This is a genomic window from Acinetobacter sp. ANC 4636 (assembly GCF_054454555.1).
In genome coordinates, this window is the sequence record NZ_JBTKVD010000028.1 from 1 (window position 1) to 11,583 (window position 11,583).

At 28.7% G+C, this 11,583-nt stretch carries 8 protein-coding genes; 4 read left to right on the forward strand and 4 right to left on the reverse strand.

Annotated elements, in window-relative coordinates; translation table 11 throughout:
- Window positions 1-114: 114 nt before the first annotated feature.
- The 4 genes from gmtY to greB are packed head-to-tail and all read left to right on the forward strand — an operon-like array spanning window position 115 to window position 5,259.
- Entirely contained in the window at window positions 115-1,425 is a 1,311-nt protein-coding gene (gene gmtY, locus ACX1N5_RS15445; protein WP_458803497.1) for a gamma-mobile-trio recombinase GmtY, read from the forward strand.
- Entirely contained in the window at window positions 1,422-4,184 is a 2,763-nt protein-coding gene (gmtZ, locus tag ACX1N5_RS15450; protein ID WP_458803499.1) for a gamma-mobile-trio integrase GmtZ, read from the forward strand. Before gmtY ends, gmtZ begins: the two co-directional genes overlap by 4 nt.
- The gene (gene gmtX, locus ACX1N5_RS15455; protein WP_458803501.1) at window positions 4,181-4,792 is read left to right on the forward strand and encodes a gamma-mobile-trio protein GmtX; all 612 of its coding nucleotides are present in this window, start codon (window positions 4,181-4,183) and stop codon (window positions 4,790-4,792) included. Before gmtZ ends, gmtX begins: the two co-directional genes overlap by 4 nt.
- The gene (gene greB / locus ACX1N5_RS15460; protein ID WP_458803503.1) at window positions 4,789-5,259 is read left to right on the forward strand and encodes a transcription elongation factor GreB; all 471 of its coding nucleotides are present in this window, start codon (window positions 4,789-4,791) and stop codon (window positions 5,257-5,259) included. Before gmtX ends, greB begins: the two co-directional genes overlap by 4 nt.
- On the opposite strand, the gene ACX1N5_RS15465 is transcribed toward greB, so the two are convergent.
- From ACX1N5_RS15465 to ACX1N5_RS15480, 4 genes are all read right to left on the reverse strand, one after another.
- Window positions 5,250-7,415 (reverse strand): DEAD/DEAH box helicase, encoded by a 2,166-nt coding sequence (locus ACX1N5_RS15465; RefSeq protein WP_458803505.1) that lies wholly within the window; start codon window positions 7,413-7,415, stop codon window positions 5,250-5,252. The two genes, greB and ACX1N5_RS15465, sit on opposite strands and share 10 nt — an antisense overlap.
- Window positions 7,415-8,863, reverse strand: a complete 1,449-nt coding sequence (locus ACX1N5_RS15470) for a Hachiman antiphage defense system protein HamA (protein ID WP_458803507.1) — start codon at window positions 8,861-8,863, stop codon at window positions 7,415-7,417. Before ACX1N5_RS15470 ends, ACX1N5_RS15465 begins: the two co-directional genes overlap by 1 nt.
- Complete coding sequence (locus tag ACX1N5_RS15475; RefSeq protein WP_458803509.1) at window positions 8,860-9,990, reverse strand: ComEC/Rec2 family competence protein; 1,131 nt, start codon at window positions 9,988-9,990, stop codon at window positions 8,860-8,862. The genes ACX1N5_RS15470 and ACX1N5_RS15475 overlap by 4 nt, the downstream gene beginning before the upstream one ends.
- Window positions 9,991-10,210: 220 nt before the next feature.
- Window positions 10,211-11,476, reverse strand: coding sequence for a hypothetical protein (locus tag ACX1N5_RS15480; protein ID WP_458803511.1), 1,266 nt, complete (start codon window positions 11,474-11,476; stop codon window positions 10,211-10,213).
- Between the last annotated feature and the right edge of the window lie 107 nt (window positions 11,477-11,583).

The window sequence follows — 11,583 nt, forward strand, 5'->3', positions numbered from 1 at the left end:
ATGATATTATAACCCCATCAAAGAACATACTATTAGCAAACAAAACTGATTGACAATTGATCAAATCTTGATAGTTTAATTATTAAACAACTAATATTTCATACTAAATAGTATATGGCTTATGTTAAGAAAATTTATGTAAATTACAAAGATTGTACTTCTCATACAATAGTAGTTTTGCCCTGTATCCTGACTGAAAAGGGAGTTATTATTTCCCATTTACGCTATTTGGCTTGGTTCAATTCAAAAAGTGAATCGTGGAAAGAACGTTCATGCTATGCACTTAAACTTTTACTGAAGTATATAAACTCTGTATCAGATATCGAAAATGCAACTAAACTACTTAAAGCTTTCACTGAAGCGTTAATGACAGGCACCATTGACCCTACAACTCGTACTGACACACTCGAACTTTATTGGCGCCCACGCACGGCTCGAGATACTAATAATTTATTATTTCATATTACACATTACACAGATTTTCTAATGCTACAAGACGAACATTCAGCAATTCGTGTAAACCCTTTTCGTAAAGCGACAAGTTATGAAGAACGTCTAAATTGGTGTGCCTATTATCATAAACAAGCAAATGTCTTCCTAAATCATTTAACGAAAAAAAATTTATCACAGCAGCAAGTTCGTTTGGTTGGCTCGTTCAATGAAGACCTGATTGATTTTGAGTATGCAGTTCGTTTTCCTGAAGACCAAATTGAAAGGCTGATTTACTTAGGGTTCGAAAAAAATGGAAAATACGACTATAAATCACAAGCTATTACGATGTTGATGAATTATGGTGGTTTAAGAAAATGTGAAATTTTTCATATTTATATTTCAGATATCACTTTAAATCCTAATAGACCAAAAGAAGCCTTGGTACGTGTTTATCATCCTGAATTAGGCGCTTCTCCAGATCCTCATTTCAAAAATAGACGTGAATTTCTTTTGTCTAAAACATCATTCAAACCTAGAAATAATTACCTTTTTTCTGAAAGGCTTTATGCAGGCTGGAAAACACCATTATTGACTTCAAAATTGGGCTATTTTGAAGTTGTTTTTAACCCTCCTGAAAAAGCTAAAGATTTCTTATTAATTTGGGCAAACTATTTAAAATATCAACGTGTAGAGCCTACAAAAAGTAATCCACACCCTTTCGCATTTACAAATACCAATGGGGAACCTGAAACCATAAAAAACTTTCAGAGACTACATAAAAATGCAGTAGAACGTATTGGGCTAATTTGCAAGAAAGACCATGGAACGACTGAGCACGGACATCGACATGCATACGGTTTTCGAGCACGTCAGGCAGGCTTAAATCAAATCGAAATTCAAAAAGCCATGCATCATAAAAGTCCAACTTCATGCCTTGTTTATATCAAACCAACACTTGAAGAAGTACAAGAAAAGTTGAGAGAAATTAAATGATTAAACCTCAAATAATTAGACAAATCGAAAGTAAGCGATTTAATAAAGAATTTTCGACTTTTCCTGACTTAGATTCTTTAAAACAATTTTGTAAGAATGCTAGTATTTTCAACTCAGTATCATATAGACAAAATTACAGAGAATATGGACTGCCTGCACACCCTGAAAGAATTTATGAGGAATGGACTAGTTATAAAGATTTTTTTGATATTGTCGATTTTATTTCATACATCGAACTAAAAAATTTGCTTAAAAGCAAAAACTTTAAAAATGCCAAAGAATACAAAACCTTTATTTTAAAATTAAATGATGCAAGCCTACCACTTGATCCACAAACTGCATATCCAGATGAGTGGGAAAACTGGTATAAATTTTTAGGCAAAACAGAACCATTTAAACCTGATTTTATTTCACCAAACTACGTCACTTGGGCAATTAAAATAAAAGAGTTTATGACTAAAGCCCGTGGTGGTGGGACTAAAGAAACTCAGCTTTGTCGTTTTGTTCGTCTTTACATCGAACAAGTTGACAAGAGCAAAACACCACACGCTTTTCTCATACAAGAAAAATTCGATGTAAAGCCCTTTCGGGATATACTTGAAAATATTGGATCCGATCCAATGAGGCGAAAATTAGTTGTCTACGTCAATGAATTCTTAGATTACATCATTGATAATGATTTAACGATTGAAGATGATGAAACAGGTGAGATTATTCGTGTTGATAATGCCCGTAATCCGTTTTCCCTTTTATTAAATCAACAGAATATATCATCTAGCTCAATCCGTTCTGAAACGACAAAACCATGCTTACAATATCATTTTGTTAAAAAGGCTCAAGACTGGATTATTCCATCACGTGCAAAATGCTTTCAAGATTTAAAGCATCTTCATAAATTTGATGCCGACTGGGTAAAAGTAAGCTTTGAGCAGTTAGATTTACATGATCTTGATTGTGTTTACCGTGTTGTTGATAATCAAGCATATTTATGGTGCCCAACCGATTGGATTCATACCTATGCACTCACTAAAGTTCCATTGCGTGGTCGTCAAATCGCATATAACGACTCAGGCGAAGCAGATGAATATATTGCAGATTTAGATCAGCAAAACAGAATAATATGGAAAATAAATACTTCCGAATTTTCAGGACTGACCAAGGAACAGTCTTTCATCAAAAGAATGCCTGATGGGCAAATAGGTATGTTTACCACTACAAATAAAACAAATAATAATGGTCAAGGTTACATTGTGCCATGGATTCCTGACGATTTAGCGTATTGGTTAATTAAGCTGCGAAAATGGCAACAAAAATATAATCCAATCTCATATCCTAGCGCTTGGATTGATTGTCAAAGAACAAATTTAAATGAGATGCAAAGAAGAGCAAAAGGATTAAATTGTTTCCTTTTTAGGCGCTTTAATGATTTTGAGCCTGCCAATGTTGGAAACGCTTTAACACCGAGATTAGCCGCTGCTCTTTATAATATACAACCTTCAAATCTTTGCTTAGCAACACTTGAAGGAAATAAGACAATTTTAGGTGCATATAAGTCCAAATACACACCCCATAGTATGCGTGTTAGCCTCATTACTGCCTATGTTCTTGAAATGGGTATGCCTATTGAAATAGTGATGAAAATCGTTGGACATAGCTCTGTTATCATGTCGATCTATTATTGCAAAGTTTCCAATCATGACATTAGAACTCGATTAGAAGAAGGTGAAAAAATAGCCCTAAAATCTGAAGTTGAATCTATTCAAAGAACGATTGAGCAAAACAAAATTGAAAGTGTTAAAAACCAATTAGTTGGAAGCAATTTGGAATTACTGCAAGCTTTATCTAATGAAGTCCCTGCGGGTAATTATATTTTCAGAGATTATGGAATTTGCCCTTTTGCAGCATCAAGATGTGAGGATGGTGGGGAATTAATTAAAAGTAGTACATTCTACACCCCCACACCTCAGGGTTATTTAGGCACTCAGAATTGTATACGTTGCAGACATTTCATTACAGGACCAGCTTTTATAGGTGGTTTATTGGCAGTTACAAATGAAATATTACTCCAATCCAATGATCAATCTGAAATATGTTCAAAACTACAAGTGAAAATCAATCAAATTAATCAAGATATTGATAATCTTGAAAAAGAAGAATATATAGCGAATCTTAAACAACAAAAATTTAAAGGCGCTGCAAAAAGGGCAAATCTTGAGACTGAACTACGCAATTTCGAATCAGAATATGAAACCGCTGCCAAAAAATTGGATATGCTTTTATGTGATATCCAATCAGCTTATAGCCATATTACGAAATGCCATAAATTAATAAACAGTGATATTCAAGAAGAAAATAATAAACTATCTCTAGTCACCAATATTAATGCAGAATTAGTAATAGAAATGGAAGAAGTAAGCCATTATCAGCAATTACAAGAAGTATGCGACAATGCTGTGATTTATAAATCGTGTAGTGCTGACAATGCAATTTATCCTAGAACACAAATTATTGATAGAATGGCTTTTTTTAATGACATTATGCCCAGTCTTTTTTTGTTGTCTAAAGAACAACAACTAGCAGTTGGAAATCAAATTTTTAAGTTATTAATGAGTCGTCTAAAATCTTGGGAAAAAGTTCAAAAAGTAATAAATGGTGAAATTAGATTAAGTGAACTACATGATTCAGAGAAAATTTCAAAAACTGAAATAGAGTTGATTTTACGTAATTCACAAACTTTAATCGAGAATAAATTTATATGACTCCTGAAGAAATATTAAATAAATTAAAACATGGATCATCTCTTAAAATCCAAAAGTCGCTTGATGCAATCTATGAAGTATGCATTGAGCAGCAAGAGCGTGGAATTCAAGATTTTTCTGTAAGTAGTATTGCTAATTTAGGATTTAATCGCGGTGTTCCTAAAGCGCAGAGCATCAGAAATAAAACAGGTGAAAAATACAGAGTACTGATTCAAAGTTTTGTAGATTTTTCATCTCAAAATCCTAAATTGACAAAACCTTCTCAAACAGATAATGCATGGATTGAAGAAATTCAAAATCCAAAACATCAGTTGCTTGTACGCATTATGGCATCTGAGCTTAAAGAAGCTCAGCAAATGATTCGTGAGATTATTCCACCAAAGCAAAGGATTGATATTTATGATCATAAGAATATGATGCCTGATGAATCTTTTAAGCTTTCTGACCAAGAAGCACGAGCATTACAGTATTTATTGTCTACTGATTTCCAAAAAAAATGGAATCTTAAACCAACTCATTTTGGTGAGCTAGTCGATGAGTCTAATAAGCCTATTTTTAAAGTTTCAACATTAAATGCCTTACGTAAAGCTTTGGAGTATTTATCTTGAATCGCAAATTATTAACGGCTGAAGGTTATCAACGCTTACAAGATGAGTTAAATAATTTAGTCCGTAAAGAACGGCCTGAAATAACAAAAATTGTTTCATGGGCAGCCAGTTTAGGCGATCGGTCTGAAAATGCTGATTACATCTATAATAAGCGTAAGCTTAGAGAAATAGATCGTAGAATTAGATATTTAACCAAGCTTTTTGAAGTTGCTCATAAAGTTGAATATAACACTGAACAAGATGGAAAAGCTTATTTTGGCGCTTGGGTCGAATTGGAAAATGATGAAGGTGAAACCATCAAATTTCGAATTGTTGGAGATGAAGAAATCTATGGTCGTAGAAACTATATATCTCTCCAATCTCCAATAGCTAAAGCTTGTTTAGGCAAATCTGTAGATGATGAAATTCAAGTACAAACACCAACTGGAAACAAAAATTGGTATATCACATCAATAACCTACAAATAGTTAAACACTTTTTTTAATAAGTCAGATTCAAAGTCATTTAAATAGGCAAAATCATTTAGATTTTTTGATTTAAGAAGATCTAAAACATAATCAATTTCATCTGGTTTTTCAATGAAAGTTTCCTGAAATATTTTCTTTGCAACTTGATTCGGAATACCAAATTCTTCAAGGCCATTAAGAGAAGATGGATAATAAAAGTTTTCTAAATTTGTAGCGAAATTTCTATAGTCACCTTTTGCAAGGCCATAAAGATTAAAAATATATTCTTGAACATCATTTAATGCATAAATTAATCTTGGTAAATTATAATTAACTAGGTTCTTTTTAAAAGAAAAAATAGATTGAATAGCTTCATCAACAGAATAATTTTCTGAATTTTCCAAACCATAACTGTAATCTTTAGCAATTAATTCCTTATCATCAACTTTCTGTATAATTGCTCTTATTCTTCTTTCAAGGTGCCCAGCAGATTTAACACTACCATTTCCCATTTTACTAATAGGAAAATGGTTCCATAAAAGCTTACACATATGCATTAATTGATCATATGTTGGGTATGCAGTGGACCAGCACATTACTTCATTCCAAAGTTTTAAATTTTCAATTATATCTTCTGCCAATTTCATCAAAATATTTGGATTAATACTTTGATGTTTTAATAATAGGCTTAAGGGTAAAATTTTCTGTTCATAAAATTTTCTAACTTTATCCTTATTCTTATCAGAAATATCATCACCTAAATTTAATAATAAAGTATCAGATGCCTTCTCACTTTGAGTAATAATTGGAACATCAATAAAAGGTAATTCAACTGCTGGTTTTTCACCTAATATATAAACATTACCAACATAATGTTTAAACATTCTTCCAGACCGACCAGATATATTATTAAAAGTAAACATATCTAATTTTTTCTTTCCAAAAACACAATCATCATAAATAATTATATTTTTTGCATTTGTATTTACACCTTCAATTAAAGTAGATGTACATATTAAGATATTAATTTTAGACTCATTAAACAAATCAACCATTAGTGCAGCAATAGCTCTAGGTATTTGAGCATGATGATAAGCGATTCCTTTCTTTACGCCTTTAACTAATGACCAGTCAGAATGAAAATTCTCTGACAACCAATATGCTAAATCATTATTAATATCTGTTGGCTTAAAACTAATAAATTTAATAATTTTTTTTAATAAATTACTAGCTCTTTGAGGAGATTTACAAAAAATTATAGTTTGCTCTTTATTATTAATAGCTTTTAAAATCTTAAAAAGTATTTTATCTCTATCAATATCAACTTCTCGATCCTTACCTTTTTTGTTAAATTCATAATAATAATAATTAGTTGCAACAGTTATATAAGAATCAAATTTCAAAAAATTACAACGCAACTCTTTCTCTATACCTTCAGCCAAACCATTTATCCTTGGACCTAACATATAAAATCTTTGGCATTTTTTATATAATTCTCTAAATGCTATATTTAAACTATCACTTCTAGTATCATTATCAGAAGTAGGTTCAAGTTTATAAAATTCATCAATAATAAAAAAATCAACTTTTAAACTTTTCCTTAATTCTAATACACGTTCCTGAGTAAGAATAAATATATTTTTATCACCTGTAAATTGATTAACCTGTGAAATAATTTTATAGTTATCTTTGTACTTATAAAATTTCTTTTTTAATTCATCAATTAAAGCAATGGTTGGTACAACAATTACAATATTATTAAATGAAAAACTTGCAATTAATGCTTCAATAATTAAACTTTTCCCAAAACTTGTTGGAGCACTAAGCACAATATTCTCACCATTCATAATACGATGAAAAACTTCGGCCTGTTTAATGTGAAAAATTTTATCACTTTCTTGAGGGGTCCTAAATAATAAATTTCTAAAAAAATCTTTGCTAGAGATATTTTTATCTTGAATATATGGGAACAACCCTAATTCACCTAATAAATGATCTAAGATAAAACATTTTTCAATTTCTTTTTTTCTTTCTAAACAGCGGATAACAATATCTTGAACTAAATAATTTTCTTCATGTTTATTAAATTCATTAATCAATAAAATTAGAAAATTTTCCCAATTAGTAAAATTAGGATCTTCTAGATTAGTCTTTGCAACTGTGTACCAGTTATTCATTAATTTATCTCCACCATAAAAGCTTCATTAATTTTTTGTATATCAGAAACTGGAAAACAAAAAACTCTTAGGTTAATTAAATTAACTTCATCTTCAGGTATATTACTTTTAATAAGACTTCTACAAGAATTTATATGTTTCTTAAAAATTTCCAAAAAATTATTTTTATCATAATTATTAATAAAATCACTATCATGCATTATAAAAACAGGTACTATAATTTTATCGAATCTTTCATCTAAAGGAATTTTCGCATCAGATAGTCTTTTTAATTTATCTTGATAAGGCCATGAACTATCTATTTGATTAGTTAATGCAAAAATTCTATTTTTTAATGATCTTATATTTAATATATATTTTATATTTTCAATTGAGCTTATGACTGCTTCTTCCATTGTTTTATTAACGGATGATGCACCGACCCATAATTCTAGTTGATCAACATTAAGTACTGCATGTGTACATGAAAAGGTTTTATTTTGTAGGTCAAATACTTTATTCATTACAGGAATCGTTTTGTATGATTCACGAATAGCAACATGTAAACATAAATCAGCTAAGGCATTTATATCTCCAAGCGGATAATTTGATTTTGCATATTTAAATAACTGACGTTGCCCACCAGTAAAATTTGGGCGGTCTTTTAAAGAAAGACTATAATCTATTACCCAATCATACAAAAGTTCAATAAAATTACTTAAATTCCATCTATTAAATGAAAACCCAATATCCACACCTTTTATATTTGGATCATCTTCATAACAATTAATGCAATAATTAAATGGTGATTTTGGATATTCAGGAGGTTTATAATCAAAACCCTCCTGATTAATAATATTTGCACCACAACTTTTTATTTTTGATCCAATTATTTCATTTTTAAAAATATCTTTAATTGAAGTAGCATATAATGTATTTTTTCCTTGCTGAACAATTAATATTCCTATACATTTTTTATCATAAAGAACTGGGGCTCCAGACATTCCTTCATAATTTGTGATAGTATTTGACTGTGAAACTTCAAAACTATATGAGCTAGTTTTAATATTATCATAATTATTTGTTATTTTAACTTTAATTAGAGCATCATTATATTCTTTTTCACATGGATATCCACATGATGAAACTTCACTATCTAAGTTTATACTTGTTACATATAATTCAACATAATTTTTATTTTTTTTACCAGAAATCTCTAACAAAGCTATATCTAATTCATCATTATTAACTATACAATAGGCATCAAAATATTCCCCATCATTAAAATTATCAGTAGATATATAAACTTTAATATTTTCAAAATTTTCAATAAGATTATGATTAGCTGTTATTATATTTTTTTCTGAGATAGCAAACCCTGTCCCTCTGATTATCTCTCCATCTTTGTTAGTACTTTCAATAATAAAAATAGAATTTAGCTTATATTCCTCATTTTTAACTTCGATCACAAGTCAATCTCCTCTACCGCCATAATGATCTTTATATTGGTGTAATTCTTACTAATTTCCTCTAAAAACCATGAAGGAATATGCTTAATTTCATAATTTATATAGATGAAAGTTTCTTTATTTATGTTAACTTTAGCAATACGTGCTAATGTTTCTAGATCAGGATGATTATGTTTATTTCCATTTGTACTTATAAAATAATTTTGACAATTTATCCTATTTAATAAGTTTAAACTAGTATTATTCTTACTGCCATGATGAGATATTTTAACAAGATCAATATTTAAAATATCTACTTCTATAGAATCTAACCATGATTCAACTGTTTCAGCATGACAGTCCCCTAAACAAAGTATTTTTTTATCAGCATATTCTATAAGAAAAGATAAACTGCTTTTATTAGTTAAAGATGAATCAGTAATAAACTGAGAAGATGCCAGTGTATCAACAGTCATTGATGTAGTTGAAGATATTTTTTTCTTTAGGTAATTATCTTCTTCTAAACAACTTACATAGGTCTCAAAAGCTTTTGCATAACTTCTACTGATAATTTTAGCTTTAATATTTTTTTGACACAATTTATCATTCCACTTTTTTCTTAATTCATTAAGATCTTTTAAAATTGGGCCTATAAGATTAAATTTAAAATCCCCAATATGAAATTCTGTAATTTTTTCTCTAAAAATAGCTTGGCCTGAAACAATTGGGTTACAATTTATGTTATTTAATTTTATCAAATAAGATAAAGATGTTCCTTCAGAATATCCAATTTTTACATTTCCATCTATATTTGATAATTCAGCTTTCAAAGCTTCAAATTTTCTATCTACTTTGCATTCACTATCCTCACTAATATTTGAGCCAAGTAATTGTTCAACACCATTAAAGTAAATTTCACTAATTTCAGGACATTGGGGATGCTGTAGTAATTTAATAATTCCATTTACATGATCATTATCTATGTGGGTAATGATCAGTGTGTCAATTTTCTCAATTACACCAATGATCTGAGTCTTCCAATCATCAAATGATTCCACAGTACCTCCATCTATCAGAATAAAATGGTTCTTCACCTGTACCGATATGCAATCTCCATTTCCTGCTTTGTTAACTCTTACTTTGACCATAAAAATTTATTAAACCACTTATATCTTTAACCGTAATAATACTATAATTTTCATCATGTCATTTTATGTATTTTAAATTTAAAAAAATTACTAGCTTAGAAAATAACTTTCCCCCCTTTATAACCAGCCAATTTTTTAAGACTTAATTTCTATAAATCTAAGCATTTTTTCTTACATTTAACAAAATTTTTTCTTGATTCCTACTTGAAAAATAATAAATTTATAAATCAAGTTCATTTTTGATTTCAAATTTATCTATTAATCCATTTAATAATTCATTTACACTTTTATGATTCCAATTTTTTTCAATAATTTGATTAGAAATAAAATCAGTAAATCCATCATCATAAAAAAATTTTTGTGGCAGCCTTTTGTTAAAAACAGACTCATATTTACCATCATATTTATTATATAAATATTCTAAGCAATTTAAAAAAATTCTACTTTTATTTTCCCTATTTATAATTAAATTATTCTTTTCATTTTTATATAAAATAGTACATGTATTATTTGCAGCATTAGACAAAATTGTATACATCTTTTCAAAGGTTGTTTTTTTAACTAACTCCAATAAAAAATATTCTAATTTTAGTGAAGCTAAATCAATAGGAATTTTTAACTCATTTTTTATTACCATTACTAAATTTTTTGCTTGAATCAATTTATATTCAACAATAAAATTTTCAATTTCTTTTAAACTATCATTACATAGTTGATGCTTATTAATATTATCTGCAATATTTTTAGAATATTCTGAATAACTACCTATCTCTTCTGCGAGGTTGATTAAATAATCAACTCCATATTGAAAACTATATAGTCTTGATATTTCTCGTACTTTTTCAATCCCTACCTTTTGTTGAATTAAAGACCAATCTTCCCAAACACTATCCCAGTACTCTTTTACTTTATTACTATCCACAAGAATCAATATTTTTTCTTTTATTAAAAAACCAACATATTCAGTGTAAATTGATTCAAATATATATCTATCACACTCAAAAATATCATAAATATTAAAAGATTTATTTATTTCAAATTTTTCCAACTTTACCACAATATAATATAAGATTAATTTATGAATAAATGATAATTCTTCTATTTTACTTACCCTAATTTTTTCAAAATTATAAATTATTCCCTTTAATTCGGATATTATTTTCTCTGCTTTTTCTTTAATTACCAAATCAAAGCATTTTAAACAATGTTGATTTTCTGTTTTCCAAAAATCTAGATAGTGTTTTCGTGAAAAAAAGGTCAAATTTTCTTGACATTTCTTGCATTTTAAAGTCCTACATACTATATAACTATTTTCCTTTACATACTTACAGACATCTCTACTAGTTGGGTATTCTTCGTTTATTAACTGCTTTGGCAGAAAATAAAAATTTTCATATTCTTCTCTAAAATCCCAAAAATGGTTAATTATTTCATTTTCTTTAGATTTCAGGTCTTTCCGCAGTACAATTTCAAATTTTTTATCCAAAATCATTGTTCCTATGTTTATAGTATATATTATTAGTATACATAATATTCATAAAATATTGATTTTAAACAATATATTTACAAATAGTATATAAGTAAGGGTTATTT